Source organism: Rhizobium sp. P38BS-XIX (assembly GCF_012641435.1).
In the GTDB taxonomy this organism is placed as follows: Bacteria; Pseudomonadota; Alphaproteobacteria; order Rhizobiales; family Rhizobiaceae; genus Rhizobium.
Genome location: NZ_JABAIJ010000003.1, coordinates 107,450 through 133,973, shown reverse-complemented (window position 1 = coordinate 133,973; position 26,524 = coordinate 107,450). Strand labels below are relative to the sequence as shown.

The 26,524-nt window shown below is 58.7% G+C and carries 28 protein-coding genes and 1 pseudogene; 18 read left to right on the top strand and 11 right to left on the bottom strand.

Features of this window, described 5'->3' with window-relative positions:
- Positions 1-4: 4 nt before the first annotated feature.
- Genes mnhG through HGP17_RS12635 form a run of 6 tightly spaced genes read right to left on the bottom strand, consistent with a single transcriptional unit; the run spans position 5 to position 6,020 of the window.
- Positions 5-388, bottom strand: a complete 384-nt coding sequence (mnhG, locus tag HGP17_RS12660; RefSeq protein ID WP_168809389.1) for a monovalent cation/H(+) antiporter subunit G — start codon at positions 386-388, stop codon at positions 5-7.
- Positions 385-666 carry a K+/H+ antiporter subunit F gene (locus HGP17_RS12655; RefSeq protein WP_168809387.1) on the bottom strand — a complete coding sequence of 94 codons (282 nt, stop codon included), beginning with the start codon at positions 664-666 and terminating at the stop codon, positions 385-387. The genes mnhG and HGP17_RS12655 overlap by 4 nt, the downstream gene beginning before the upstream one ends.
- Positions 663-1,139 carry a Na+/H+ antiporter subunit E gene (locus HGP17_RS12650; protein WP_168809385.1) on the bottom strand — a complete coding sequence of 159 codons (477 nt, stop codon included), beginning with the start codon at positions 1,137-1,139 and terminating at the stop codon, positions 663-665. The genes HGP17_RS12655 and HGP17_RS12650 overlap by 4 nt, the downstream gene beginning before the upstream one ends.
- Positions 1,139-2,767: a monovalent cation/H+ antiporter subunit D gene (locus HGP17_RS12645; RefSeq protein WP_168809383.1), complete on the bottom strand. Its 1,629-nt coding sequence runs from the start codon at positions 2,765-2,767 to the stop codon at positions 1,139-1,141. The genes HGP17_RS12650 and HGP17_RS12645 overlap by 1 nt, the downstream gene beginning before the upstream one ends.
- Positions 2,764-3,102 carry a Na+/H+ antiporter subunit C gene (locus HGP17_RS12640; RefSeq protein ID WP_168809381.1) on the bottom strand — a complete coding sequence of 113 codons (339 nt, stop codon included), beginning with the start codon at positions 3,100-3,102 and terminating at the stop codon, positions 2,764-2,766. Before HGP17_RS12640 ends, HGP17_RS12645 begins: the two co-directional genes overlap by 4 nt.
- Positions 3,102-6,020, bottom strand: a complete 2,919-nt coding sequence (locus tag HGP17_RS12635; protein WP_168810066.1) for a monovalent cation/H+ antiporter subunit A — start codon at positions 6,018-6,020, stop codon at positions 3,102-3,104. The genes HGP17_RS12640 and HGP17_RS12635 overlap by 1 nt, the downstream gene beginning before the upstream one ends.
- 80 nt (positions 6,021-6,100) lie before the next feature.
- Between HGP17_RS12635 and HGP17_RS12630 the strand changes: the two are divergent.
- A pseudogene (locus tag HGP17_RS12630) lies at positions 6,101-6,385 on the top strand (helix-turn-helix transcriptional regulator); the annotation flags it as partial.
- Between the two features lie 296 nt (positions 6,386-6,681).
- Positions 6,682-7,242 (top strand): cytochrome b, encoded by a 561-nt coding sequence (locus tag HGP17_RS12625; protein WP_168809378.1) that lies wholly within the window; start codon positions 6,682-6,684, stop codon positions 7,240-7,242.
- 82 nt (positions 7,243-7,324) lie between these two features.
- Here HGP17_RS12625 and HGP17_RS12620 read toward each other — a convergent pair whose 3' ends face one another.
- Positions 7,325-8,206 carry an aminoglycoside phosphotransferase family protein gene (locus HGP17_RS12620; protein ID WP_168809376.1) on the bottom strand — a complete coding sequence of 294 codons (882 nt, stop codon included), beginning with the start codon at positions 8,204-8,206 and terminating at the stop codon, positions 7,325-7,327.
- Positions 8,207-8,457: 251 nt separating this feature from the next.
- Here HGP17_RS12620 and HGP17_RS12615 point away from each other — a divergent pair, with 251 nt between their 5' ends.
- The 3 genes from HGP17_RS12615 (at position 8,458) to HGP17_RS12605 (ending at position 10,805) form a co-directional block, all read left to right on the top strand.
- Positions 8,458-8,961, top strand: a complete 504-nt coding sequence (locus HGP17_RS12615) for an NUDIX domain-containing protein (protein WP_168809374.1) — start codon at positions 8,458-8,460, stop codon at positions 8,959-8,961.
- Between the two features lie 89 nt (positions 8,962-9,050).
- Positions 9,051-9,566, top strand: coding sequence for an adenylate kinase (locus HGP17_RS12610; protein ID WP_246704077.1), 516 nt, complete (start codon positions 9,051-9,053; stop codon positions 9,564-9,566).
- Positions 9,567-9,767: 201 nt separating this feature from the next.
- A complete protein-coding gene (locus HGP17_RS12605; RefSeq protein WP_168809372.1) occupies positions 9,768-10,805 on the top strand; it encodes an isopenicillin N synthase family oxygenase in 1,038 nt (345 codons plus the stop codon).
- Between the two features lie 108 nt (positions 10,806-10,913).
- Here HGP17_RS12605 and HGP17_RS12600 read toward each other — a convergent pair whose 3' ends face one another.
- Together HGP17_RS12600 and HGP17_RS12595 are read right to left on the bottom strand one after the other, a co-directional pair.
- A complete protein-coding gene (locus HGP17_RS12600; protein WP_168809370.1) occupies positions 10,914-11,234 on the bottom strand; it encodes a 2Fe-2S iron-sulfur cluster-binding protein in 321 nt (106 codons plus the stop codon).
- A gap of 28 nt (positions 11,235-11,262) precedes the next feature.
- On the bottom strand, positions 11,263-12,510 hold the full coding sequence (locus tag HGP17_RS12595; RefSeq protein ID WP_168809367.1) for a cytochrome P450: 1,248 nt from the start codon (positions 12,508-12,510) through the stop codon (positions 11,263-11,265).
- 105 nt (positions 12,511-12,615) lie between these two features.
- On the opposite strand from HGP17_RS12595, the gene HGP17_RS12590 reads away from it, so the two are divergent.
- Together HGP17_RS12590 and HGP17_RS12585 are read left to right on the top strand one after the other, a co-directional pair.
- Entirely contained in the window at positions 12,616-13,494 is an 879-nt protein-coding gene (locus tag HGP17_RS12590) for an AraC family transcriptional regulator (RefSeq protein ID WP_168809365.1), read from the top strand.
- Between the two features lie 66 nt (positions 13,495-13,560).
- Positions 13,561-14,487: a cation transporter gene (locus tag HGP17_RS12585; RefSeq protein ID WP_168809363.1), complete on the top strand. Its 927-nt coding sequence runs from the start codon at positions 13,561-13,563 to the stop codon at positions 14,485-14,487.
- A gap of 24 nt (positions 14,488-14,511) precedes the next feature.
- On the opposite strand, the gene HGP17_RS12580 is transcribed toward HGP17_RS12585, so the two are convergent.
- Entirely contained in the window at positions 14,512-15,681 is a 1,170-nt protein-coding gene (locus HGP17_RS12580) for an acyltransferase (RefSeq protein WP_348648929.1), read from the bottom strand.
- Positions 15,682-15,861: 180 nt separating this feature from the next.
- Complete coding sequence (phnF, locus tag HGP17_RS12575) at positions 15,862-16,620, bottom strand: phosphonate metabolism transcriptional regulator PhnF (protein ID WP_168809361.1); 759 nt, start codon at positions 16,618-16,620, stop codon at positions 15,862-15,864.
- A gap of 224 nt (positions 16,621-16,844) precedes the next feature.
- Between phnF and HGP17_RS12570 the strand changes: the two genes are divergently transcribed.
- The 11 genes from HGP17_RS12570 (at position 16,845) to HGP17_RS12525 (ending at position 26,509) form a co-directional block, all read left to right on the top strand.
- Positions 16,845-18,092, top strand: coding sequence for an extracellular solute-binding protein (locus HGP17_RS12570; protein ID WP_168809359.1), 1,248 nt, complete (start codon positions 16,845-16,847; stop codon positions 18,090-18,092).
- Between the two features lie 10 nt (positions 18,093-18,102).
- Positions 18,103-18,987: a sugar ABC transporter permease gene (locus tag HGP17_RS33460; protein WP_205925954.1), complete on the top strand. Its 885-nt coding sequence runs from the start codon at positions 18,103-18,105 to the stop codon at positions 18,985-18,987.
- Entirely contained in the window at positions 18,984-19,823 is an 840-nt protein-coding gene (locus HGP17_RS12565) for a carbohydrate ABC transporter permease (RefSeq protein WP_205925953.1), read from the top strand. The genes HGP17_RS33460 and HGP17_RS12565 overlap by 4 nt, the downstream gene beginning before the upstream one ends.
- Before the next feature lie 7 nt (positions 19,824-19,830).
- Positions 19,831-20,631 (top strand): PfkB family carbohydrate kinase, encoded by an 801-nt coding sequence (locus tag HGP17_RS12560; RefSeq protein WP_168809355.1) that lies wholly within the window; start codon positions 19,831-19,833, stop codon positions 20,629-20,631.
- 140 nt (positions 20,632-20,771) lie between these two features.
- Positions 20,772-21,230: a phosphonate C-P lyase system protein PhnG gene (locus HGP17_RS12555; RefSeq protein WP_168809353.1), complete on the top strand. Its 459-nt coding sequence runs from the start codon at positions 20,772-20,774 to the stop codon at positions 21,228-21,230.
- Positions 21,231-21,232: 2 nt separating this feature from the next.
- The gene (phnH, locus tag HGP17_RS12550) at positions 21,233-21,778 is read left to right on the top strand and encodes a phosphonate C-P lyase system protein PhnH (RefSeq protein WP_168809351.1); all 546 of its coding nucleotides are present in this window, start codon (positions 21,233-21,235) and stop codon (positions 21,776-21,778) included.
- Positions 21,778-22,872 carry a carbon-phosphorus lyase complex subunit PhnI gene (locus HGP17_RS12545; protein ID WP_168809349.1) on the top strand — a complete coding sequence of 365 codons (1,095 nt, stop codon included), beginning with the start codon at positions 21,778-21,780 and terminating at the stop codon, positions 22,870-22,872. Before phnH ends, HGP17_RS12545 begins: the two co-directional genes overlap by 1 nt.
- The gene (locus tag HGP17_RS12540; RefSeq protein ID WP_168809347.1) at positions 22,869-23,780 is read left to right on the top strand and encodes an alpha-D-ribose 1-methylphosphonate 5-phosphate C-P-lyase PhnJ; all 912 of its coding nucleotides are present in this window, start codon (positions 22,869-22,871) and stop codon (positions 23,778-23,780) included. The genes HGP17_RS12545 and HGP17_RS12540 overlap by 4 nt, the downstream gene beginning before the upstream one ends.
- Positions 23,780-24,607, top strand: coding sequence for an ATP-binding cassette domain-containing protein (locus HGP17_RS12535; RefSeq protein WP_168809345.1), 828 nt, complete (start codon positions 23,780-23,782; stop codon positions 24,605-24,607). Before HGP17_RS12540 ends, HGP17_RS12535 begins: the two co-directional genes overlap by 1 nt.
- A gap of 14 nt (positions 24,608-24,621) precedes the next feature.
- Positions 24,622-25,368 carry an ATP-binding cassette domain-containing protein gene (locus HGP17_RS12530; protein WP_168809343.1) on the top strand — a complete coding sequence of 249 codons (747 nt, stop codon included), beginning with the start codon at positions 24,622-24,624 and terminating at the stop codon, positions 25,366-25,368.
- On the top strand, positions 25,355-26,509 hold the full coding sequence (locus tag HGP17_RS12525; protein ID WP_168809341.1) for an alpha-D-ribose 1-methylphosphonate 5-triphosphate diphosphatase: 1,155 nt from the start codon (positions 25,355-25,357) through the stop codon (positions 26,507-26,509). The genes HGP17_RS12530 and HGP17_RS12525 overlap by 14 nt, the downstream gene beginning before the upstream one ends.
- Positions 26,510-26,524: the final 15 nt, after the last annotated feature.

Genomic DNA, 26,524 nt, shown 5'->3' with positions numbered 1-26,524 from the left:
GGAATTATGACGGAGCCTGTTCGCCACCGGCTTCGCTTGGCGCGTGCTTCGGCGGAACCACACCATTCTGCTCGGCGCGATCACGGTGAAGTGCCGCGCGGGCCAGCAGCATGAAGGTGATGGGCGTAGTTATGGTCACAAATACACCGATCAGGATCTCATGAATGACGAGCGCGTCGGTGGCCGTTGAGAAGAAAATCATCGAGGCCAGCATGATTGCGCCGATGCCGCCGCTTGTACCCAAAGTCGGCGCATGAATACGCTCATAGAAGGTGCCGAGCCGCAAAAAGCCGATGGCACCCACGAGGGTTAGAAACGCACCGATCAGCAGCAGCCCGCCAATCGGAATTGCGGCCCAGATCGGTATGTTTTCAAAGGGCGTGTTCATTCGATCACCTCCCCGCGCATCAAAAATTTCGCCAGGGCCACGGTCGCGACAAAGCCGAGCATGCCGATGACCAGCGCCGCCTCGAAATAGACGACCCGCCCGGTTGCAATACCGAAGGTGAGCAATAGCAGCATCGCGGCCACATAGAGAGTGTCGAGCGCAATGATGCGGTCCTGCGCACGAGGTCCGCGAAACATGCGAACGGAAGCAATCGCCATCGCAGCGACAATCATCAGCTGTGATACCGCGACACAGATTTGGATGATCATCGCGCTCATGCGAATATCTCCATCAAAAGGCTTTCGTAACGGTTGGCGACTGTTTCGCGCCACACCGCCTCGTTTTCGAGGTCGAGAACATGAAGCAGCACGGTGTTGTCGTTGGAATCATATTCGAGCCAGGCGGACCCTGGTGTGCTGGTGAGAATGACGGCCAGAAGCGCCAGCGGAATTTGATCCCGCACCTGCAACTGCAACGTCACGAAACCAGGTGTCGTCATTCGCGACTTGCCCCTTAGAATGATCCAGGCGACCTGGATATTCGACTTCAACACATCGAACACGACGCGAAAGAACAGTTTGGGAAGCAGATACCATTTCCGCAGCCTCGGTTTCTCCGGTCGCAGCGACGCCATGGCCCAGGAGGCAAATACCGCAACGATGATGCCGAGAATGAGATGACCGAGCGTGAAACCGTTCAGCAGCAGCCAGATGAAAACCAAAGTCACGGTCAAGAGCGGATAAGGCAACATCACGAACCTCCCGCGCTGCCCGCTTCAGAGGCGCCGCCCGATATCACTGCGGCATTGTGGACCGCATCGACGTAGACCTTGGGGTCGCTGAGCGTCCGGATGGTCGCCTCCATATATTGCATGGTCGGGCCTGCCCAGATGGTCAGAGCCAACGTCAAGGCGAGCAGGCCCATCACGGGCACGATCTCGATCACAAGGACGCGCGGCACGGTGCCTTCCAGCGAGCTCCAGAACGTGTGTATGCCGGCACGCGTCATCGAGATGAGGGCGGCAATGCCCGAGAGGATCACGAGAAAGATCAATGTCCAGACGGCCGCGCTCGGAGGCACGCCGATCGCTCCTGTTCCCATCATCGCGGAAAGCATCGCAAATTTCGCGACGAAGCCAGAGAGCGGCGGCAGGCCCGCCAGCAAGATTCCGCAAGCGGCAAAGCAGATACCGAGCATCGCCATCGTGCCGGGCATGGTCACGCCATCCCCCTCCGTGGGCTCCTTTTCCTCGGCATCGCCATAGGCCTCCATGGTGACCGCCAGCACACTTGCGCCGGCATCCTGCCCACGCTCGACCAGCTCGATCAGCATGAAAAAGGCACTGATGGTCAGCGTCGAACTGACGAGATACATCAGCGCGCCAGCCGAAATGGAGCCGTCGTTTATGCCGATGACCATCAGCAGCGTGCCCGACGAAACCAGCACGGAAAAGCCAGCCAATCGACCAAGCGCCTGCGACGCCAGAACGCCGACAGTGCCAAAAATCAGCGTCGCCATCCCGCCGTAAAGCAGGAAGGACGATCCGAAACCGGCCGATGGTCCGTCGCTGAAAAGAAGCATGGTCAGACGCAGGATGACGTAGATCCCGAGCTTGCTCAAAATGGCGAATATGCCAGCGACGGGAGCGGAAGCCGCGCTATAGGCCGTCGGTAGCCAGAAGCAGAGCGGCCACATACCGGCCTTGATCAGAAACGCGATACCAAGCACGCCCGCGCCGGCCTGCATCAGCATTCGGCGATCCGGAGCCATCTCGGGAATTCGCACCGCCAGATCCGCCATATTCAACGTTCCAGCCGTACCATAGATAAGGCTGACGCCGATCAGGAAGAGCAGTGCAGCAGCGAGATTGACGGCAATATAATGCATCCCCGCCTTGACGCGCAGTGGCCCCGAGCCATGCAAAAGTAAACCGTAGGAAGCCGCCAGCATGACCTCGAAGAACACGAAGAGATTGAAAAGATCGCCCGTCAGGAAAGCGCCGTTCACACCCATGAGCAGCAACTGAAACATCATGTGGAAATGCGCGCCCACCGCATGCCATCGCGCCAGCGAAAATATCAATGCAGCAACAGCAACAACTGACGTCAGCAGCAACATGAGTGCCGACAGACTATCGACCACGAGTACAATGCCGAATGGAGCGCTCCAGTTTCCGAGCAGATACGCGCGCTCCGGAAGTTGTGCGCCGCCTTCGATCCGAAATAAGGTGAGAGCTATACCAGCAAGCAGCAGTGTTGCCGCAAGGCTGATCAACGCCTTTACGGTGCGCTCGCGTTCATCGATGAATAGCAGCAGCGCGCCCGCAACCAAAGGCAGAAGTATCGGTGCAATAATCAGATGGTGGGACAAACCTGTCATTTCCGGTCGCTCCTTCCATCGACATGATCTGTACCAGTCATGCCACGGGAGGCCAGCAGAACCACAAGAAACAATGCGGTCGTTGCAAAGCCGATCACGATGGCGGTCAGCACCAGTGCCTGGGGTACAGGATCCGCCAGTGCTGCCGTTGGCGTACCATCTGACAGTAGCGGCGGCATATTGGTCTTGACGCCACCTACGCCGAAGATGAACAGATTGACTGCGTAAGACAAAAGCGAGAGGCCGATGATGACCTGATATGTGCGTGGACGCAGGATCAACCATACACCGCAAGCCGTCATTACACCGATTGCAACAGACAAGATGAGTTCCATCAATCCCCCCTTGCCTTTTCCGCCTCGATAGAGCGCAGACGGTTGATACGGATCGACTGGTGCGCCAACGCAACAAGGATCAGGACGGTGGAGCCGACGACGAGCATGAAAACGCCGAGGTCGAAAAGAAGCGCGCTGGCGGCCGGCACCTTACCGATCAACGGCACATCCAGATATTGAAAATGCGAGGTCAGGAAGGGATAGCCAAAGAACCAGGCTCCGATGCCCGTTGCCGTTGCAACGAGCAATCCTGCGCCCATCCAGCGCAGTGGCAGGATGCGAATTCGATCCTCGGCCCAGCGCGTCCCGCCAGCCAGATACTGCAGCAGGAAGGCGATGGACAGCGTCAGACCAGCTGAGAAGCCCCCACCTGGCAAATCATGACCACGCATGAATATGTACACGGACAGCGTTATCACAAAGGGGAACATCCACTGCATGATTACCGATGGAACCAGCAGATAGTCGCGCACCGTATCTCCCGCGGAGCGCTCAGGCCGCTCTTCGTCGAAACGGTTCTGAATTTTCTGCTGCTCCGGCATTTCCATGCTGTCGGGCGCCGGGCGAAAACGACGCAGCAATGCATAAACCGTCAACGCGACGACGCCGAGAACGGCGATTTCCCCCAATGTATCGAAACCGCGGAAGTCGACGAGGATTACGTTGACGACGTTATGGCCGCCTCCCTTGGAGTAGGCGTTATCGAGGAAATAGTTGGCGATCGCATCCGGTACCGGCATCGTCATGACGGCATAGGAGATGAACATCATGCCGACGCCGCAGGCGACTGCAAGCGCGAGATCGCGAAAGCGGCGGAAGCGCGCACGCATGTCGACCGTGTCATCGATCCCCTCGCTCCGCTTCGGTAGCCAACGCAACCCCAGGAGAATGAGAACCGTGGTGACGATCTCGACGAGAAGCTGGGTGATGGCAAGATCGGGCGCCGAAAGCCAGACGAATGTCATGCAGACGATCAAGCCGACACCGCCAAGCATGACAAGGGCCGCAAGCCGATGGTATTTCGCCAGAAACGCCGTGCCGATCGCCAGGCAGATCCCGATTGCCCAGATCGCTGCGAAGACCGGATCGGCGCCTGAAAACGCAAAATGAGGTTTCTCGAAGCCGGCCAGATAGAGGGGCAGCAATCCGGCGGCAAAGCCCGTCACAACAACCCAGCGGAGCTGCGGCTGCAGCTTGCGTGTGCCGATCCGCTTTTCAGCCGTTCTCGCCCAGTGCCAGGAAACCTCCACCAGAACTCGCTCGAAGATACGTTGCCCCCTGAGCCGCCGGAAGATGGGTGGCCCATCCTCGCAACGCGACAGATAATTCTTGAAGGCGAAATAGAAGACCGTGCCGCCAATCAACGCTACCACGCTCATGACGAGCGGCAGATTGAGGCCATGCCAGAGCGACAGGCTATATTCCGGCGTTTGCGCGTGCAGAACGCTGACGACGGCCGCATTGAGGAACGGGGCAACGGAGAGCGCTGGTACGATACCGACGACCAGGCACACGACCACCAGAAGCTCGATCGGAAAGCGCATCCACCGCGGCGGCTCATGCGGCTTGGCGATCGGCAGGTCGGTCGGCGCCGGCCCGAAGAACACCGTCTGAATGAAGCGCAGGGAATAGGCGACGCTGAATGCGCCAGCCAGGGTCGCTACATAGGGAAGCATCCGGTCGAGAATGGAATCGGCATGCGTCTCAATCGCCTCGGCGAAGAACATCTCTTTCGAGAGGAAGCCGTTCAAGAGAGGAACCCCGGCCATCGCGGCGCTGGCGACGATCGCAAGAGAGCCGGTGAACGGCATATATCGAAACAGGCCGCTCAGTCGGCGCATGTCGCGCGTTCCGGTTTCGTGATCGATGATGCCTGCGGCCATGAAGAGCGACGCCTTGAAAGTGGCGTGGTTCAGCATGTGGAAAATAGCGGCAACGGTCGCAAGGGGGCTGCCAAGGCTCAGCAAGGTGGTGATGAGGCCGAGATGGCTGATCGTCGAATAGGCAAGCAGTCCCTTGAGGTCCTGCTGGAACATCGCGAAATAGGCACCGAGCAGCAATGTGATGATACCAGCCGCCCCGACGATATAGAACCACTCGTCCGTGCCCGCCAGAACCGGCCAGAAGCGCGCAAGAAGGAAAACGCCCGCTTTCACAAGCGTGGCGGAGTGCAGATAGGCCGAGACCGGCGTCGGCGCCGCCATGGCGTTCGGCAGCCAGAAATGGAAGGGAAACTGCGCGCTTTTCGTCAAGGCGCCGAGCAGGATCAGGATCAGCGCCGGCAGATAAAGCGGGTGATTGCGAATGATATCGCCGGAGGCGAGGATCTTGTCGAGATCGTAGCTGCCGACGATATGGCCGAGCAGGATGAGCCCGATCAGCAAGCAGAAGCCGCCGATCCCCGTGATCGTCAGAGCCATGCGCGCACCGTCGCGGGCAGCAGCACTATTGTGCCAGTAGCTGATCAACAGGAAAGAGAAGATACTGGTCAGCTCCCAGAAAATCGAGAGCAGGATCACGTTGCCCGACAGCACGATACCGAGCATTGCCCCCATGAAGGCGAGCAGGAAGGAGAAGAAACGGGGAACCGGATCCTCTTCCGACATGTAATACCGGGCATACACTATGACGAGAAAGCCGATCGCCGTAATGACGACAGAAAACAGCCAGGAAAACCCATCCAGCCTCAGGCTGAAATCAAGCCCGAGCTGCGGCAACCATTCGATGCTGTAGCGAACGACGCCACCATCCATCACGGCTGGATAGAAGCTGATCGCAATCAGAAGCGCCAGAAATGTCGCAGCACCTGCGATCCAGGCTGGCGTGCGCCGCGACTGCGTGCGCAAGAGGCATACGGAGAGAAGACTTCCGATAAACGGCAGAGCCAAAAGTGCTAGAATGAGAACAGGCTCGCTGATTATCCCAAAACGTCATTCCTTTGTTCGGCCGAATCACCTCTGGCGCCCTACGGCAAACACCCCTAGCAAACCGACGCAATATGCCCTATATGACAGATATTGACCAATATGGGCAGCTTGGAACCGCACGTCAAGGTAGGATGGCGATGATTTTGACACCAGCGCTCTGTCGAGCGGCCCGCGGCTTTCTCGACTGGACACAGATCGATCTCGCCGACCGCTCCGGTGTATCACGCAGCACGATTCGTGATTATGAGGGTGACCGTCACAAGCTGCACCGGGCAACGGAAGCTCAGTTGCGTATGGCGCTCGAAAGCGGCGGAATCTCCTTCTTTCACGTCGAGGGTCACGAGATCGGGATCTGCACCAAGACACCCGCTTCTGACATGGCCGCTCCCGCGCAGGCGGAAAGCTGCGAGATTTTGGAAGCTTCGGGCGAGCACAGTGAGACGGCAGTCCGTAAAACCAGCAGGTAAGCCATATGCCAGGCAGGTCGCGACACCTGTACGATGTCCGAGACAGTGCCGGTTTCTCGCTCCTGTCCCATGGCTGCAAATAGAGGGGTTGCTCGCGAGAAGGTGAAAGGGCGAGCCTTCAAAATAGCCTGATTTCGGCTGATTGACAGCTCCGCGCCGTACCCCCGAGACGACCGGAGAAACCCATGTCTGCCACCTTGACCTCCACCGCCGACGCGCCGTCGGCCAACCGATATCGGCGATCGCAGCGAATCCTGCACTGGCTCATGGCCATCGTCATCATTTCCGCGCTCCTCATCGGACTCTACTGCTCATACCTCGTACAAGGCACCCCGCTGCGGCGCGCGCTTCTCGATATACACAAGTCACTTGGCATGACGGCGCTCATCCTCATTGCGATCCGTCTGCCACTGCGACTGTCGCTGGGCGAGCCGGCCTATCGCCGTCCACTCGATGTGTTCAGTCATTATGCAGCGCGTGGGGCACATATTTTACTGTATGTGCTGATGATCATGATGCCGCTTGCCGGCTACACGACCTCTGCCGCCGGTGGTCACGATCTGCCGTGGTTCGGTGTCTTCCAGTGGCCCAACCTGCTGCCACCAGACAAATCCCTAGAACGAACAGCGGCAATAGTCCATGAATACGGCGCTTACTGTCTCTATGCGGTCGTTACGCTGCATATTCTTGCTGCCCTCTGGCATCATTTCGCTCGCAAGGATGAAGTGCTGCAGCGCATGCTGTAGCTAGCCTCTGCAACGGAAATAGGCCAAAGCGCAGAGCCTTTTCGCTTTTCCCCGAAGAGCAAAAAGGCTGGAGCTCTTTGCTTCAGCGCATATTAAGCCGCGACAGGGTGAGGCGCGATTGCTCGCATAGCGCCTCGTTCAGCCCGCCCCGGTAGTAGCTTAGTGCGATGACCGCTCCGTAAAGCGCCCACCCTTCGGCCCTCAACCAATCGGCCTCGCTAACACAGCAGGCCATGCGAAAGGCGTCACGCGCCGAAGGATCGACCCACGACCATGCGGCTGCATAGTCTGCAGCCGGATCGCCCACCGCGCAGAGACCCCAATCGATCACACCCACAAGATTGCCGTTCCTGGCGATCAGATTGTCCGCTTTGATGTCTCCATGCAGCCAGACAGGCGGCCCATGGTGCCTGATCGCACAGGCTTGCCGCCACAGACGTCGGGCTGCGTCAGCATCGATCTCGTCCGCGAGACGATCGATTGCCGGAAGCGTGATGGACGTCAAAACATCCAGCGTCACTCCGCGATGATGATTGATCTCGCCGGCCTTCGGCGCACCATCGATGTCCACGCGATGCAGCGCGCGTAGAAAGCTTGCCAGTGAAAGAGCGGCATCCTCCGGATTGGCGATCGTGCCCGGTGAGGCAACCTCACCTTCCATCCACTCGAAAATGCCGAAATCGCGCTCGGGATCAGAATCGAACCGCCCCCTGAAAAGCAGTTTTGGCACCTCAAGCGGCAGGTCTGCAAAGCGAGGCAGACAATCAAGTTCCTTTTCAATCAGCCGTGCCGCAGAGGCGCGACGAGGAAGACGCAACGCAAGCGTTTCGCCCAAGCGAAAGATGGCGTTGTCTGTGCCGGAAGAGACCAGGCGACGGATCGGAAGATCGGCCCATTGCGGCGCCTGCCGCGAAAGCAGATCGCGAATAACCCCTTCCGCTGGCGAAATGTCATCGTTCATCATGGGGAGTATCTAGCATACCTGCGGCGTAGAAGCTCTCGAGCATCCTCCACAGGCTTTCAGCCCGACATAAGTCTTCAAGCGCGTTACCAATATCAGCGAAGTCAGCCATACTATCCGTTGACGCGCGTGATGCGATGACTTTCCAAATCACACTCGAGGAATACATCTCTCGACACCACATCGTTTTCAACCATAGGGTCTCATGTCAATAGAGATCCACACCAAACGCGACACAAGCGAGGATCCCATTTATGACAGATGATACACGCACCATGATCGTCATGGACGTCGGACACTCGCGCTTCCAGATGCGAGCCTGCGCGCTGATCCGCTGCAACGATCATATTCTCATTCATCGCGTGGTCGGGGACATTTTCTGGGTGCTGCCCGGCGGTCGCGTGGAGTTTCACGAAGCAAGCGCCGAAACACTAGCGCGCGAGATCGAAGAGGAGATCGGCAAGCCTGCAAAGGTCGGGCCATTGCGCTTCATCATTGAGAATTTCTTCGAGCTTACCGGACAGCGCGTGCATGAACTCGGCTTCTATTACGAGGCAGAGCTATCGCAGCCATTGCCGTTCCATGAGACGGACATCGTGCACCGGGTGAAAGATGGCAACTCCGATCTCGAATTTCGCTGGGCACCATGTACGCGTGAGGCTCTGGACGAATTCGATCTGCAACCCATGCCGATAAGAGACCTTATCGAGGCCATGCCTGCAGGCATTCAACATTTGATCCGCCGCGATCCTGTTTAAGGCGTGGTCTTTGCCCATTAAGCCCAAGGACAATTATTCCCAAGGGTGCAGCTCAAGCTCGATCAAAGGTAGCATCTTCAGGTCTTCGCATGATGTCACGTATCGTCATTTTGGGAAATGCGGGCGGAGGTAAATCGACCTTAGCCCGGAAGATCAGCGCGAAGCATGGTCTCAGTCATTTCGAAATTGATAAAATTCTTTGGAGAGAAGGTTGGGTACCGACCGCGATGAACATCTATACCCAGCAACACGAAGAGATCATATCTGGGGAGAATTGGATTATCGAAGGGCTCGGACATCTGAATTCCCTCCCTCTTCGCCTTGCCCGCGCGACCGAAATCATTCTCATCGACATGCCGCTCTGGATGCACTTCTGGCTCGCTGCCGAACGGCAGATTGCCTGGCACGCCGGTGAACTGAACCATTCGCCTGCCGGGCTCTCGACAATGCCACCAACGAAAGAACTTTTTCGAACCATCTCGGAAATCGACCGCGACTGGATGCCCGGCATCCGGAGCCTGTGCGCCGAGGCGGAGAGCACGGGAACGAAGCTCACGCGTATTTGCGGTGTAGATGAATTGGACAATTTTGCGAGAGGACTATGAGAGGCCGTCTCGGGACGGAGAAGATGGTCGAAAAGAGTTGGCGATAATCATCGCGGCTTTCCGGCTCGCATCCATGCCTGACGATCCGCATCGAAAAACCATTCCTGGAGGCTGCCGATCTTTGAGATGTTCTTGTTTGCATTGGCATTCAAGCGCCCTTAGCCTCGGCCCGGTTCGAAAACCGATTTGAGAGGAAACCCCGTGACCGTTCACACGACGCCGGCCGAAACGCACTCATCGTTGCCGACTCTCGATCTGTCTCGCTTCAATGCGTCGCCTGCAGAAAAGCAGGCTTTTGTCGCAGAGTTACGCTCGGTGCTCTATCATCACGGCTTCTTTTATCTGACCGGCCACGGCGTCGATCCGAAATTGATCGAGGATGTGGTAGGGACGGCCAAGCGTTTCTTCGCGCTGCCACTCGAGGAAAAGCTCAAGATCGAGATGGTGAAATCGCCGCACTTCCGCGGCTATAACAGAGCCGGCCAGGAACGCACGCGCGGCGAGCAGGATTGGCGTGAACAACTCGATATCAACACCGAAGACAAACCGGCCGAGATTGGACCTGACACGCCGGCCTGGCGGCGGCTGCAAGGTCCAAATCAGTGGCCTGAAGCCTTGCCGGAACTAAAACCGTTGCTGCTTGCCTATCAGGCCGAGGTGACACGGATCGGTATCGATATTCTGAAGGCCATAGCCGCGGCGCTCGACCAATCCGAGACCGTCTTTTCAAATATATATCAGCCCCAGCCTTCTCAACTCCTGAAGATCATCCGATATCCCGGTCGCGATGTCGCCGAGACCGATCAAGGTGTCGGCGCGCACAAGGATGGCGGTTTCGTCACCGTACTGCTTCAAGACACAACGCCCGGCCTGCGCGTGCGCACAGAAGACGGTGTGTGGATCAACGCCCCACCGGTTCCCGGTACCTTCGTCATCAACACAGGCGAACTGCTCGAACTCGCAACGAACGGCTTCGTGCGCGCCGACGTGCATGACGTCATCGCGCCGCCGGCCGGTGTGGAGCGGTTTTCCGTCGCCTTTTTCCTCGGCTCGCGCCCGGATGCGACCATTCCGGTCATCGAACTGCCCGACGACCTGAAGCGATCAGAACGGGGGATTTCGGTCGATCCGCTCAACGCTATTTTCCGCGAAGTCGGCCAAAACCAGCTCAAGAGCCGGTTGCGCTCCCATCCAGACGTCGCACGCGCGCACTATCCAGATCTTGCCGCGTCAAGTTAGCCGATCAAACAGCGATCGATGACAGGTGATGACAGCCGTCCTCGTCAGAGCCTTTCAACATTTGCAAAATTCCGGATAGAAAAGCGCCGCGCGCACCCTACAGGCGCTCTAATGCTGACTATCGGGCACGACGACACGCATGCCGTCGGTCACATCGCTCATGAGGATCTGACAGCTCAAGCGGCTGCTTGGGTTCGGCTCCATGACGAATTCGATCATCATTGCCTCTTCTTCCGATGGGGGCGGCAAGGCATTGAGATGCGGCTCATCGATATAGCAATGACAGGTGCCGCAGGCTAAGGCACCGCCACACTGAGCTACGATGCCATCGATACCGTTGCGAACCGCGACGGCCATCAGCGTCTCGCCAGTCTCCGCTTTGACACGTTTTTCCCGTCCGGCGGAATCGACGAACACGACTTCACACATTGCAGTCTCCCTGCTTTCAAGAACCCGTTCAAACGGGAATGAGGCGGATATTGAGGCTCTTTGGTCCGCGGACAGACAGGCCACGCTTATAGGCGGGATCTTCATCCAGCAATTCGATGGAGCGTGTCCGCTGCAAGAGCGTCGAGAAGATGATCTCCATATCGAGCCGTGCAAGGTGATTGCCAAGACAGAAATGCGCACCGCCGCCAAATGCCAGGTGGCGATTGGGGTTTCGTTCGATATTGAATTGATTGGGCGCATCGAACTGATCGGGGTCACGATTGGCCGCACCGTATAGCAGGCCCACCTTCGCACCGCGCGGCAGTAGCTTGCCGGCGATCACCTTCTCTTCCGTCAGATATCGATGAAAGAAGGGTAATGGCGACTCGAAACGAAACATCTCCTGGATGGCCGTCGGCATCGCTGCCGGGGCCTCCTTGAGCTTGGTCAACGCCTCGGGATATTTCAGAAGCGCGTGCATGCCGCTGCCCAGCACATCGATCGTCGAACCATGACCGGCCATCAGGATCAGCATGCAGGTGGAAACCAACTCGTCTTCGGTCAATTCGCCAGCAGAATAGGCCTGCGTGAGCCGACAGAGCAAATCGTCGCGCGGGCTGCGGATGCGATCCGCGATCAACTCTTTCAACAGTTCGTAGAACTCGCTCGTCGCACGCTCGGCGATCGCCTTGCGTTCCGCACTACGATCCACGTCGAAATACTGCACAACCTGTTCCGACCATTTACGCAGCTGCCCGGCATATTCGTCGGGCACGCCGAGCACCGAGCCGATGATATGACCGGGGACCTGCGATGCCAAATCCTCGACGAAATCGATCGATCCGGCCTCAAGCAGACTATCGAGCAGACGATCGACGAAATCCTGGATCATGCCACGCTGGCGTGCGACAAGTGCGGGCGTGAATTCGCGGAAAACCTTGCGTCGCAAACGGTCGTGCGTTTCACCATCTGAATCCAGCATGCTGAATTGCACGAAGCGCGAATGATTCGGCATGTCGTGCCAGTTCAGCCGAACCTTGTGCTCCTCAATCTCTTCGGGAGAGAGGAAGAACTCGAGCGAGCGCACAAGGGTCTTGTCGGCAGCCGCAGCCGCAACATCCTGATAGCGCGACAGCAGCCAGATGTCGAAATGTTCGTAGTAGACAGGGCCGGGGCTGGCACGAAGCTCACTGTATGACGCATAGGGATCGTCGGCAAATGCCTGCGAGAGCGGATCAAATACCAGTGCTGCCGTCACGATCTGGACCTCTTCCATTCCGGTTCAATGTTTCCACCTTATCCGTCCCGCACAGAGAAAGACATGGATGCCAAGTGCGACGATATGGATAAAACTCTCATTTCGAGATAGAGTGCCGGCACCATGAGCCATGCAACATCCTTGGCGGAAATCCGCACCCTGGACGATGTTTTTTTTCAGACGCCAGGACGCCTCTCGCGCGCCCTGCCCTACTCGCTTCTGGTGGCCGGACGGCGGATCTGCACGCCTGTGGAGGCCCCAATCGCCCGGCGCTTCAACCAGCATACGCTTATCCTCACCATGGGCGGAAAGGGTGCGCTCGATGTCAACGGACAGACAAGCCTCCTGAAGGAGGGAACCATAGCCTGGCTCGATTCCTCGATGCTGTATTCGCATGGCTGCGAGCCGCATCACTCGCATTGGTCTTATCTTTGGCTTGGGTTTGTCGGCCATGGCCTCGATACGCTGTTCGACAGCCTTGGCGTGGAGGCGGATCCTGTGTTCAGCGGCGTCGCGCAATACGAGCTGCTACCTGTCTTCGAGGATATTCTACGCGAAGTGGAAGCGAGCGGTTTCCTGTCGGAAAGCCGATGCTTTGCCCTGCTTGCTCAGCTGGTTTCGGCATTGGTATCCGAGCGGGCGGATCGCGGCGATCTCAGCGGAGCAGCGCAGCGATTGCATACCGTACTGGAAAAGGTCAGAGCGGATCTTTCCCATCCCTGGAGTGTGGCGGAACTCGCCCTTGCCGCCAATCTCAGTCAAGCGCAGCTGTTTCGTCGGTTTCGGCAGCGGATGGGAACGACGCCGCTCGACTGGCTACGCCACGAGCGTGTCAACGCCGCCAAGCGTCTTCTCGTCGTCACGGACGATCGTATTGGAGGAATTGCGGCCAAATGCGGCTATCCTGATCCCTTTCATTTCGCGCGTGATTTCAAAAGGCTTGCCGGTGTGACGCCAACGGAATTCAGACGACAAGGGCAAAGCGCAATGCTGCATGGATGACGCCGCAAAGAGCTGGCGAATGATCGATCGGAGCGAGTGCGAAATGTTTATTCGAAGGACTGAAGCGTGACCACAGAACAGAGTGTCCTGCGCGTCTCCATCATCGTGACGTTTATTCTTGCGGCAGCCGGCATCGTCTTCGGGCTTTTGTCGGGCTCCTATGCAATCGTGTTTGATGGCGTCTATGCCTTGACGGATGCGATCATGACGATCGTGGCTCTGATCGTTTCCAATCTCATCATTGCCTCGGCAACGAACAGTCCGACGGCCGGCCGCTTCGTCAAACATTTCACCATGGGCTTCTGGCATCTGGAGCCGATGGTTCTCGGCCTCAATGGTATCCTGCTTACCGGCGCCGCGATCTATGCGCTGATCAATGCCGTGGGCAGCATCATGATCGGCGGCCGCCATCTCGCCTTCGATCGGGCGATCATCTATGCGATCCTGACGATGGTCATCGCCTTTGCCATGGCCGCTTATGCCAGCCGAATGAATCGGACACTGAAATCCAGTTTCGTTGCTCTTGATGCCAAAGCCTGGATCATGACCGGCTGCCTCAGCACGGCTCTGCTCGTCGCCTTCATCTTCGGCTCCCTCATTCAAGAGACAGGCCTGCAGTGGGTGTCACCCTATGTCGACCCGGTCGCACTCGCTATCGTTTGCCTCATCGTCATTCCCATGCCGATCGGGACGATCAAGCAGGCGTTCGCCGATATCCTGCTCGTCACGCCCGCCGACCTCAAACAGCACGTCGACCGCGTCGCGGCAGACGTCGTCCAGCGCTACAATTTCTTGTCCTATCGCTCCTACGTCGCGCGCGTCGGACGCGGCAAGCAGATCGAGCTTTATTTCATCGTTCCGCCGAATGGACCCGCGAAACGATTGGAGGAATGGGATCATATTCGCGACGAAATCGGCGATGCCATCGGCGGCGAAAGCCCGGACCGATGGCTGACGATTGCATTTACGACCGATCCGGAATGGGCGGATTGAGAGACGCAGCTTGCGCGACCGAGTTCAGGCGTTTTTCGTATCGGTGACCGATGCCGTTGTCGCAGTCGCGCGCTGTTTCCGCCTCGCATGCGGCAAGAAACTCTGGACGTAAGACGTCAGCGGCTTCTCGATAAGCCGGTAGAGTATCACCGCAACGATAGCTGCCGCGATCGATGCGCAAAAAATGAAAACGCCGTGCGGGAGATCGTCGCCGACTGTCTTTTTCCAGATGGCTCGCATCGGCCTCAGGATAAAAGGATGCGCGAGATAGAGGCTATAGGAGGCATCTCCCAGCGCAACACCCCATAGCACCAATCGGCCGGCACGAGGAACAGGCCCGATAGCGCCGGCAAGAACGAGCAGCGCTGCAGGCACGCCACTGCGAAGAAACTGCGGCAAGGCGGCATCGTCCCAAGGTGTCGAAACGTGGACAAAGCCGACAAGGCCGATAGCCAGCAGGGCAAGCGCCGTCCCACGGCCGATGCGCAGGCCGCTGCGGAAGATGAGCGCCACATAGACGCCGAACAGGAATTCCAGGATGATCGGGCTCGTCCAGAAGGCAATCTGAACGAATTGTGGATTGACCAGATTACCAACGAGCGCCAATGCCAGCATGAGTGCCGACAGCCAAATAATCCCGAAACGAAGCGGCAAAAGCAGGGCTACGGCAAACAATACATAGAACAGCATCTCGTAGTTCAACGTCCAGCCGAGAGCGAGCACGGGTCTGATCTCCTCCATCACCCCCCGCCCTGACGGAATGAAGAAATAGGATGCCAGCACATGCGAGACACTACCGATCGGTACGCTCAACAGGGATGGAGCAACGATTGATCCCAGCAGCAGCGCGGTCGTCAACAACCAGTAAAGCGGGATTACGCGGGCACAGCGTCGAAGAAAGAAACGTACCGACGCTCCGCCCTTGCCGAATTCGGCGGCGGCGGTATGGGTCATGATAAAGCCCGACAGCACGAAGAATATGTCGACTCCGAAGCCGAGATTCCACATGGAGCGACTACCTGCTGGCTCGACCGTCGCGCTCGTCAGGCTCGCAGTTTCATGGATGGCATGGGCAACGACAACTGAGAATGCGGCAAGCGCGCGTAAAAGCTGAAGATTGATGAGCGTGCCGGAAGAGGTGCCGTCTTTCGAACGGGCCGTTCCATCACCCAGCATCTTTTGATCGACCGCCACCAGAAATCCCAGTCAATAATCCTTCGGATCTCTATTCCGTACGGCTGACGATATAATAACTCGTCATGATCGGCAGGAATCGGCGGATTTGCCTGAAGTTATGGTTATGCTTCGGTTAAGCAGACGCGAAAATCGCATGGTACGTCCAGTGAAGCAGCCGAATTCCCCAGGCTATGTCCATCAGCTATTCTCGCCGCGCGCGAGAACGTCGAGCAACTGGCTGGTATTGTCTACCGAAAACTGGACGCGTTCACCCGGCCAAACCGACTCGGAATAGGAAATCGGTGTTCCCTTGAGATCGACGTCCACTTTCTTCAGAACCACGACCGGCTGCGACGTCGATTGGGACAGCTGCTTGGCTTCCTCACTCGTCGGCAGGCGCACGAGGATATCGGTCCGCAGACGAATATAATCGGGGATGCCGTATTCCGCGAGAATGACCGTGACGCTGCGACCGCTGCGCCGCGCCTCGTCGAAGCCGGGAAAGCGGCGAACGGGATAATAGGCGTTGGAATAATTGATGGGCTCCTCATCAGCAAAGCCGCGCCTGACGATATGATACACGGGTTCGCCATGGGGCAATCGCAGGGCCTCGGCAATCATCTCGGAAGCCGGCACAACCTCTTCGTGAATCGCCTGCCCCAAAGGCTCCCTCCCCTGATCAAGCAAGTTTTGCGAGAAGCGGGTGCGCTCGGAGAGCCGATAATCGAGACGGCTGTCTCGCACGAAAGTCCCGCGACCCTGCTCGACCAAAACGAGCCCACGGCTTTCCAGCCGGGAGATGGCACGCCTGATGGTATGGCGCCCGACGCCGAAACGTTCCATCAGGTCGGTTTCCGTCGGCAGTTGCGCCTTCGGCGACAGACGGCCTGTCAGAATATCCTCGGCAATATCGCTTTCGACCTGTTGCCATTGGCCGTGCAGCAACTTTCTTTCCATGCCTGCCCTTCCGAACATCCACCCATGTCATTCGGATGTCATATATCGGCTACAGCATCGATTTTCAATCGCCATTGGATCGTGAAGTTATTGCAAATCACCAACTAATGCCATTTGACGATTTATGTTGGCGTTTGACCACATGATCTTTCACACGCATGTCACTTGCCGCCATTAGATAAATATCCGGATGTTTTATTAGTCATTCGAATATTGAGGTTATAATGGTAGCGCTTAATCGCCGTCAATTTATCGCTGGTACGACCGCAGTCGTCGGCACGTCATTCGCAATGGCCGGCAAGGCACGATCTGCCGATGCGGCGATCGAGATTTCCAGCACCTGGGGTTCCGACAAGCCGTTCCAGAAAGTTGTCGACGCGTTCAATGCCAAGAATCTCGGCGTCACGGTCACTAATCGGTTCGACGGCGATTATGAAGCTGTGACCGCAAAGGCCGTCGCAAGCATCGCCGCAGGCCGTCCGCCCGCGATGATGGTGACGGGCTGGAAGTTCGGCTATTTCGCCAAGCGCACGCTCGGCGCCCGCGACCTGCGCGAGATCAATTCCGCAAAGGCGGAAGCAATCCTCGGCAACTTCCGCTCGTCGGTGCTGCCACTGGTCACGATCGACGGTGCCGTTATCGGCCTTCCCTGGGCGATGTCGACGCCGATCACCTATATCAACAGCGATATGTGGAAGGCTGCCGGCCTCGATCCGAACCTGCCGGAGACCCCTGATACGACGTGGCTCTACGAGACCGCGCGCAAGCTGGATACGGCCCTCAAAGGCAAGCATGCGACCTATCGCTCGCCGATCTCGCTCTCCAATAACGAATGGACGAGCCAGTCCTTCATCCAGAATGCCGGCGGCTTCATCATCGATCCGGATGGTAAGCTCGCGCTCAACAGCCCGGAAGCCGTTGCCGGCATGACCGAATATTGCGCGCCGGCCCATGAAGGCCTCTGGCTGCCGGTCAGCGACAAGGAGCAGACGGCCGCGTTCCAGGCAGGCGCGCTTGCCATCTGCACGACCAGCTCGACTGCCGCCGTCACCTTCCCGTTCGGCGCGGCAAAGGCCGTCACGACCAAGTTCCCGGGCATGCCGGGGCACCAGCGCAAAATGAACAGCGGTGGCAATTTCCTCGCCGTCTACACCCGCAACAAGGAACAGGCGGAAGCCTCTCTCGCCTTCCTTGAATTCTGCGCCTCGAAGGAAGGCCAGGCGCTCTGGTCGGAGACGGGCTATCTCAACACGTCCAAACACGACATTCCGCTCATCAACGAGTTCATGAAGCCGGCAGCCGCTCAGCTTGCCGATGGCCTGACAGCAGAAACCATCTGGCCGGGCAAGCGCGGCCTCGAAGGCCAGACCGTATGGCGCAAGTGGGTTTCGCGCATGTTGCTCAAGGAAACGACGGTTGCCGACGGCATCAAGGGCGCTCATGACGAGCTTGCCGGGCTGATTTCGGCATAGGCTTCCCATCATGCCATTTCGCTTTCGATCGCTGGCCCCCTATTTGTTCGTGGGGCCAGCCGTTCTTTCCGTCGCGGTATTCCTCTACGGCCCACTGATCGCGTCGATGTTGCTTTCGGTGGTCGACTGGAATTTGCTGTCGTCCGACATCCGCTTTGTCGGCGTCGATAATTACGTGTCCATCTTCGATAATCCCGATTTCCGCATGGCCTCATGGAACACGCTGCTTTATTGCGTCGTCCTCATCCCGGCCGAAATCATCATTCCGCTCATCTTCGCCGTCATGCTGCATTCGGTGCGCAAAAATCCGCTGCAGGGGCTCTATCGCGGCAGCCTGTTTCTACCGACGATCGTCGCCTATTCGGTGGCGGGTGTTGCCTGGTCCTGGCTCTTCAATCCGGTCAACGGTCTCTTCAACGAGGTGCTCGGCCATTTTGGCTTTCCGCCGTCGCGCTGGCATACGGATCCGAACCTTGCGCTGCTCTGCGTCAGTCTCGTCACATTCTGGAAGACCTTTGGCCTCAACATGCTGCTTTGGCTCGCGGCACTTGCGAACCTGCCGCATCAATTGCGCGAGGCATCGCAGCTCGATGGCGCGGGTTCGACGCGGCATTTCTTCAATATCAGTCTGCCATTGATGACGCCGACAGCCTTCTTCATTAGTGTCACGACCTTCTTCCATGTGCTTGACGACATTGTTGGCGTCATCGACGTGCTGACCCATGGCGGGCCCGCCGGCAGAAGCTCGAGCCTCCTCTATTTCCTGTGGCAGCAGGGTCTGTTGTTCTTCCAGTTCGGGCCGGCCAGCGCCGTCGCCGTCATCATCATCGTTCTTGTGCTCGCCATAACCTGGCTGCAGTTCCGGGTCAGCGAAAAGCGGGTGCACTACAGATGAGCGACATAGGCCACAGACTGAGCAGGTTGCTGCTTCACATCGTGCTCATGGCGATCTGCATCGTCACCGTTTTTCCACTTGTCTGGATGGTATCTGCCGCGTTCACACCCAATGACATGATCATGGCCAAGGCCGTCCGCCTCTGGCCCGAAAACCCGACGTTGTCGAACTTCACCATTGCGGCGAGCCGCCATCCAATCTGGATGTGGCTGTGGAATTCCATGCTGACCGCAACGCTCATTACGGTCGGAAAGCTTGTTCTGGCGATCCCCGCGGGCTTTGCCTTCGGGCGGTTGGAGTTCAAAGGCAAGCAGACGCTGTTTTGGTTCGTCATTGCCACGATGTCGTTCCCCAACGTGCTCGCGATCATCCCGACCTATATCGCCGTCGTTAAGCTCCAGGCTTTCGATACCTATGGCGCGATGATCATCCCGTCGATCCCGTATATCGGCTTCTATGTTTTCTACATGCGGCAGGCCTTCCGCTCGCTTCCCGCTTCGATATTCGAGGCTGCGCGCATGGACGGAAGCGGCCTGTGGCGGCAATTCATCGAGATCGGCCTTCCAAACGTCATTCCGGCGGTCGCGGCACTTTCTGTGATTTCCTTCATGGGCGCCTGGAACATCTATCTCTGGGGCCAGCTCGTGCTGGACGATGCCTTCAAGAAGACGCTGACGACAGGTATTGCAGTCTTTGCCGATCTTGAAGGCGCCGAAAGGGCATGGGGACCGTTGATGGCGACAAGCCTGTTATCTGTCGTTCCCGTTCTCTTGATCTTCCTGCTGGCGCAGCGTTTCATCGTCGACGCACTCGCACCTGGTATTGACGACAGATAGGCACAGCATGCCCCGCATAATCGTAATCGGATCGGTCAACCACGATCGCATTTGGCAATTGGACGCCCCGCTGGTTCCGGGCGGCCGGATACAATTTTCGTCCCGCACGACGCGGCTCGGAGGCGGTGCCTTCTACACCGGCCAGCAGTTGCTTCAGCTTGGTGCCGATGTCGCCATCGTCTCGCGGCTGATGCGGGACGATCAGGGCCGGGCAGCCCTCCAATCACTCACCACCGACGGCTTCGATGTCGAGCACATTGCGATGCTGCCGGGGGAGACCGCGCCGCTTGAGATTTTCCTGGAGCCGAACGGCGAGCGGACGATCATCGCGCCGGCCGGACGAACGCAACCGCTGACGGCAACCGGCAAGCTGTCGGGAGCCGGCGTCTATATCAATGCACTCGCTCTCGACCAAAGCCTCGTCGATCAGATCGACGCGCAGCCGCTTGTCGTCACGCAATTCCCTCTGCGGCCGGCAACACCTCGCCCGTCGGATTACGTCATCTCTTCGCGCAACGATGTGCCTGACGATCTAGCGCATGCCTGGCAACGCGCCGGCCAGATCGGCGGTTCGCGCCTGAAGATGCTCGTGCTTACGGATGGCACGCGCCCGATCACGCTATTCGACGGTTCACAGACCGTTGAGGTTGCACCTGCTGACCGCGTGAACACGACAAACACGATCGGCGCCGGCGATCGCTTTGCAGGCTCTTTCCTGTTTGCATTGCTGGAAGGAAAGACACCGGCCGCAGCTGCGCAAGACGCCAGCCGGATCACGGCGGAGTGGCTAAGGCGGCGCGGCGACTAAGGGACGCGGTTCGCCTCAAGAATCTTATGTCCCAGGGCAAAACGGCATAGACAATTCATCCGGATGATTATAGTAATCATTCGAATGTTTATGGCGAGGCTTCGCCATGGTCAGACGAACCCAAATGTCGAGGAAAAGAGATGACTGAGGAGAAGACTGGCAATCCGGTCAGCGCATCCTACACCCATGCGCAGGCGCTGGAAATTCTTGCCGCCGGCCGGCCGGCCAACATCAAGGCAGCAGCCGAAAGAGTACTCGATACGCTCGGTGGGGTCGATGTCGTCGTCAACCGTACCGGCCTTGCCATGCTGCCGCTCGTCGACACCGTTCGCAGCACGGCATTCCATCTCGGCGAGGTTCTGGTGTCGGAGGCGCATATTCGCGTGCCTGACCGCAGCGTTGAAGGCTACGGCGCGATCGTCGGCCGGGATCTCGAACATGCCATGGGAATGGCTGTTATCGATGCAGCCATCGCCGCCGACCATCAGGCCGAGCTGATCCTTGAACTCCTGAACGGCGAACGGCGCCATCAGGAGAACGAAGACCGACAGCTGCTGCAAAAAGTCGAAGCGACCCGCGTGCAGATGGAGACATTCTGACCATGGCCAACAATCTCCTACCGACCCTGGACGACACACACACCAACGCCACGTTCGAGGAACTCATGTGGGCGCTGAGCCGCCCCGGAGAACCGCGCGAACTGCCTGCCGAAGGCTTCTGGCCACTCGCCGAAAGCCTCCTCGATCGCGAATGCAGCTTCCATGTGACCCGTGATCCGTCCCTGGATCTGAAAATGGCCGCAACCGGGGCACGGCGGATGCCGCTTGCAGATGCGGATTATGTCTTTGCGGCTATCGACTCCTCTACGGCGATCGAAGCCTTATCGAGATTGCGCATCGGCAGCCTGCTTTATCCGGATGACGCCGCCACGTTGTTTGCCTCCGCACAGTTTGGGTCCGGGCAGCAATTGCGCCTCACCGGTCCTGGCATCAAGGATAGCGTGACGATCTCCATCGACGGTATCGATCCCGCCTTCTGGCAAATGCGCGCCAAGGCAATCCGCTATCCGCTCGGCTGGGATCTTTATCTGGTCGACGGCAGACGCCTGCTTGGCATCCCCCGTTCCACGAAAATCGAGGTGCTCTGATGGCCTATGTAGCAACCCGCGGCGGCGAATACGCCATCGAACAGGCCGAACGGCTTTTCCGTGCCGATCTCGGCCCGATTACGCACGAGCGTGTCGAAGCCGTTCGCACCGGCCTCCCCTATCTCATCGATCGGCTGATGGGCGAGGCATCGCTCTACGAGCCGGATCTCGCGGCCCTGGCGCTCGCCCAGGCCGGCGGCGATCTCTATGAGGCGATCCTGCTGCTGCGCGCCTACCGCACGACGCAGCCGCGCATCGCCGTTGCTGAATCCGTCGATCAGCCTGATCTTCTGACGGTCCGGCGCATTTCAGCCGCCTTCAAGGATATTCCCGGCGGCCAGATACTGGGGCCGACGCTGGATTATTCTCACCGGCTGCTGCAGGTCGACGTGCTACAGGGCAAGGACTATGTGCCGGAACCGGTGATCCCGGCTGCCGAGCCGGCCCCGGCAACGCAACCATCGCTGACCAGCTGGCAGAAAGCACAGGGGCTCATTCCCGATCATCCGATTGAGGCGGTGCCGCCTGAGGAAATCCCCGATCTCACGCGTGAGCCGCTGCTCTTTCCGGCGGCACGCGCCCACAAGCTCCAGAGCCTGGCTCGCGCCGACACCGGCGGCACGCTGGCACTCGGCTATGCAACGATGCGCGGCTATAGCGCCGTTCATCCGACCGTCAACGAGCTGCGGTTGGCCTATGCTCCGGTTCGCCTGCGCCATCCCTCCGGAACGATCTTCAGCGCGGGTCGCGTCCGCGTCAGCCAGACGGAGGTCATTTCCAAGGCGAAGGAACTGCAATTGGGCTTTTCGGCGACCTTCGGCTGGAACGAGGTGAAGGTGATCGCGGCGGCAACGCTCGATCTTGCCTCCAATCAACCCAACCCGCATCCGGCCGCCAATGAAGAGTTCGTGCTCTATCACACCGAGCCGGTCGAAAGCTCCGGCTTCTGCATCCACTTCAAGCTTCCGCATTATGTGACGTTCCAATCGACCCTCGATGCGCTGCGCCGCGTCAAGACGGACAAAGACGCCGCAGCAACAAAACCGGCCGCTGCCGAAAAGCTTGCCCCGCAACAGGAGGAAGTCGCGCTATGAAACTTCAGGAACTGACGAAGCCCTGGATGGCTTTCAACTACGGCTTTCTCGATGAATCCGCCAAGCGCGAAATGCGCCGCCGCATCCTGAAGGCAATCGCCGTTCCCGGCTATCAGGTGCCTTATGCAAGCCGCGAAGTGCCGATTGCCCGCGGCTGGGGAACAGGCGGACTACAAGTGACGCTGACGCTGCTCAAGCCCACCTCCGTCGTCAAAGTCATCGACCAGGGATCCGATGATTCCGTCAACGCCAGCAGCATCCGCAAATTCGTCGCAAGGGTCGGCGGTGCTGTTGAGACGGAAGACACGATGAACGCAACCATCATCCAGTCGCGCCACCGCATTCCGGAGGAAAAGCTGCGAGAGGACCAGGTCCTCGTCCTGCAGGTTCCGAACCCCGAGCCGCTCCGCCCGGTGCAGCCGGATATGTCCGTGGCGCGTGAGATGCATGGCGATGCCGATTACGGGCAGCTGTGGCTCGTGCTCTACGAACAGCTCGTCAAATCAGGCCGGATCATGCAGGGATCGAGCTATCCGAGCATGGTCAACGGCCGGCATGTCATGACGCCGTCGCCCATTCCGCGCTGGGATGTACCGAAGCTCAATCAGGCCGATCATCTGACGATCCTGTCGGCCGGCCGCGAGAAGCGTATCTTCGCCGTGCCGCCCTATACGCGCGTCGAGCCGCTGGTGTTCGACGACGTGCCCTACCGTGTCGAGGATCACCAGGACAAGACCTGCTACCGCAGCAACGTCACCGGTTTCTTCATGAACGAGCTGCCGCAGGAAGACGGTTCCTCGCAATACGAACTGTCCGACAGCCATTTCGGCGTCAAGCACATCCGCAAGGCGGACGCAGAGTCAGTCGACATCGGCGAGACCTGGTACAACAACGGAAGGATGGACTGATGGCCGCGCATGCTCCCACCCAAACGGCAGAGCTGATCCGCCAGCCGCCGCGGCTGATGATGGCAGAGCCGATCCTGACCATGCGCGATATTGCGCGCAATTACGGCGATGTCACCGCCCTCGGTGGCGTCGATGTAACCGTCTATCCCGGCGAAGTTCTTGGTATCGTCGGCGAATCCGGTTCGGGCAAGTCGACGCTTCTGCGGATGATGAACCTGGAGGATACACCCGATACCGGCACCTACAGTCTTGCGCTCCCCGGGCACGAGGGCCGCAACCTCTTCACGCTCGACCGCTTCGAGCGGCGTATGCTGCGCGCGCATCATATCGGCATCGTCTACCAGAACCCGCATCTCGGCCTGTTAATGAACCACACCAGCAGCGGCAATGTCGCCGAACGCCTGCTGATTGCCGGCAATCGCAATTTCGCCGAGCTGCGCGAGCGGGCACGCCAGTCGCTCGACGCCTCGGAATTTCCCATCGAGCGCATGGACGCCCGCCCGAACGAGCTTTCCGGCGGCATGCAGCAACGCGTGCAGCTCGCCAAGGCGATCGCGCTCGAACCTGCCGTCCTCTTGCTCGATGAACCGACCACAGGTCTCGATGTCAGCGTTCAGGCGCTGGTGCTCGACACGCTGAAACGGCTGCAGCGCGAGCGCTCGATTACAATGGTTCTTGTCTCGCACGATCTCGGTGTCATCCGCACGATGGCAGACCGGGTTATGGTCATGCGGCGCGGCATGGTCGTGGAACAGGGTCTTGCCGACCAGATCTTCCAGGACCCGCAACACGCCTACACGCAGCAGCTCGTTCACGCCAAGCTTTGAAGGAAACTCCAGACATGAATATTCAGGTTTCCACCCGGCAGAACGTGACCCCGGTATTGCGCGTACAGGGCCTTTCGAAGCAATTCGAAATGCATCACCTCAGGCGCACGCTATTTGCCTTCGAGAATATCGATTTCGACCTGAATGCAGGTGAATTCATCCTGCTCAAGGGCGAGAACGGCGCGGGCAAATCGACGCTGCTACGCACGCTCTACCGCTCCTACCTGCCACGCGCCGGCCACGTCTACTATCACACGCAAGAAGGTGTCATCGATTTGGCGACAGCAGCCGACGTCGACATCGCGGTGCTGCGCCGCCGGGAAATCGGCTTCGTCACCCAGTTCCTGAACGCCCGTCCGCGTGTCGCGGCCGAAGAGATCGTGGCCGAGCCGCTGCGGCTTGCCGGCACGTCGCATGCAGACGCCTTGGCCGAGGCACGGCGCTGGCTGGATGCCTTCGGCGTCAAGAAACAGCTCTGGTCGGCCTATCCCTCCACCTTCTCCGGCGGCGAGCAGCAGAAGGTCAATCTGGCCCGCGCGCTCATCCTGCCGCAGCGCCTGCTGCTACTCGACGAGCCAACGGCATCGCTCGATCACGCGGCCCGCAAGGCACTGGTCGAAAGATTGGCTCAGCTCAAGGCTTCCGGTGTTGCAATGATCGGTGTTTTCCACCATCCAGAGGACGTCAGGGCGCTGATTGACCGGGAGCTTCATCTCGAAGCCATCAAGATCGAGGACGAGCAAGACGATGTGGCTGAGTAATTTTGAAATTGTATTGCAGGACCGCGTGATCGAACGCGGTGCCGTCAGAATTGAAGATGGGCTGATTGCCGATATCAGCGAAAGACCGGTCGAAGGGGCGGAGATAGATGGTCACGGGCGGTTTCTGCTGCCCGGTTTTGTCGACATGCACGGCGATATGATCGAGAAATGCGTCGAGCCGCGCGTCAATGTCCGCATGCCCCTCCAACTTGGCGTCTACGACCTCGACAAGATGCTTGCCGCCAACGGAGTGACGACTGCTTATGCGGCGGTTGCCTTCACGCCCGCCACCTATGGCCATGTTCGTTCGGCGGAAAATACCCGCGCAATGGTCGAGACGCTCGCATCCATGCGGGAAGAGTTGTTGATCGACCACCGCGTCCACGGCCGCTTCGAAGTGACCTTTCTACCGGCATTGCAAGAAGCCAAGGCTCTGATCGATGCCGGTGCGCTTCATCTGATCTCGCTCATGGATCACACGCCGGGACAGGGGCAATATCGCGATATCGAGCTGCACATCGCCAATACGGCCAAGGTCAAGAAGATCAGCGAGACCCAGGCGGCGGAGATGGTCAAGCAGCGCATGGCCGCACGTAGCGAACATGGCGACAGCATGGACATCATCAACGACCTGTCGGAATTGGCGCGCGCGCACGGCATCGTGCTGGCCTCCCACGATGACGACACCGTCGAGAAGGCAGCGCTGCTGCACAGCCTCGGCGCCGCGATCAGCGAGTTTCCGATCAATATCGCAACGGCGACGGAAGCAAGGCGATTGGGATTGGCGACGGCCATGGGCGCTCCAAATGCGCTGCGCGGCCTTTCCTATTCCGGCAATCTTTCCGCACGCGAGGCCTATGAGGCGGGTGTGCTGGATATTCTTGCGAGCGACTATCACCCCTCGGCCATTCTGCCTGCAGTGATCGCACTTGCGGAAATCGGCAAGGGCGGCCTTCCCGCCTCGGCCGCTTTGGCAAGCGCCAACCCGGCAAAAGCGCTCGGCCTGAATGATCGAGGCCGTATCGCCAAGGGATTGCGTGCCGATCTCGTGATCGCAGAACGCGGCAGAGTGCCGCGCGTGCGCAGCACGATCCGCAGCGGCAAAATGGTTTGGTCCGACGGCACGATCAAAGGCTTCTGAGCAGCTAAGCAATCC